Raw genomic sequence first — 1,058 nt, 5'->3', positions numbered from 1 at the left:
TGTGAGCTCTCAATAGGTTGTCCATCCGGTCCGGACCCGAGAAGCTGTGGTTGCGAAGCGACAGAGTCTCGGGAGAGGACCGGATGAACGTGCACAAGAATGCCCGTCTGACAGCGCACAGTCGAGCCGAGGTGGTGCGGCGTGTGTTGGATGAAGGTCAATCGCGGAAGGCGGTCGCCTCAGCGTTCGGGGTGGACGCCACGACGGTCGGCAAGTGGGTGCGGCGGTTCCGGTCCGAAGGGCCCGCCGGCCTGCTTGATCGCTCCTCGCGCCCCAAGACCCTGCGCCGGCCGACGCCGGCCCAGACCATTGAGCGGATCATCGCCCTGCGTCGCCAGCGCTGGTCGGGCCGGCAGATCGCCAGGGAGACCAAGGTCTCGCCGGCCACCGTCAGCCGGGTGCTGAGGCGGGTTCGTCTGAGCCGGATCAGGGATCTGGAGCCGCGCGAGCCGGTGGTGCGCTATGAGCGCCAAACCCCTGGCGAGCTTCTTCACATCGACATCAAGAAGCTCGGCCGCTTCGATCACGTCGGTCACCGCATCACCGGCGACCGGACCCGCCAAAGCAGCACCCGCGGCAAGCGGGGCGGCAAGACTTGGGGCGCGGGCTGGGAGTTCGTCCACGTCTGTGTCGATGACGCCTCGCGCATCGCCTTCAGCCAGGTCCTGCCCGACGAGAAGAAGCAAAGCGCCATGGCCTTCCTGAAGGCCGCCATCGCCTACTACGCCAGCCTCGGCGTCACCGTCACCGGCGTGATGACCGACAACGGCTCCTGCTATAAAGCCCACGCCTTCAGCGACCTGTGCAAGGCCCTCGGTCTCAAGCACATCCGCACCAAGCCCTACACCCCAAAGACCAACGGCAAGGCCGAGCGCTTCGTCCAGACCAGCCTGCGAGAGTGGGCCTACGCTCGGCCCTATCAGACCTCCGATCAGCGCGCCGCCGAACTGGCCCCCTGGCTACATCGATACAACTGGCATCGACCCCACGGCGGGATAAACTCACAGACACCCATCAGCCGCCTCGGTCTCGACGAGGACAACCTGTTGAGCATCCAC

At 66.0% G+C, this 1,058-nt stretch carries 1 protein-coding gene; it reads left to right on the top strand.

Annotated elements, in window-relative coordinates:
- Positions 1-83 precede the first annotated feature (83 nt).
- A partial coding sequence (locus FCU40_RS23000; RefSeq protein WP_168078121.1) for an IS481 family transposase occupies positions 84-1,058 on the top strand: 975 nt, incomplete at its 3' end.

Origin of the sequence: Caulobacter sp. SSI4214 (assembly GCF_012184455.1) — a bacterium.
Taxonomy (GTDB): domain Bacteria; phylum Pseudomonadota; class Alphaproteobacteria; order Caulobacterales; family Caulobacteraceae; genus Caulobacter; species Caulobacter vibrioides_E.
Note: the sequence above shows the minus strand (reverse complement) of the source record. Positions and strands in the feature narration are given on the sequence as shown.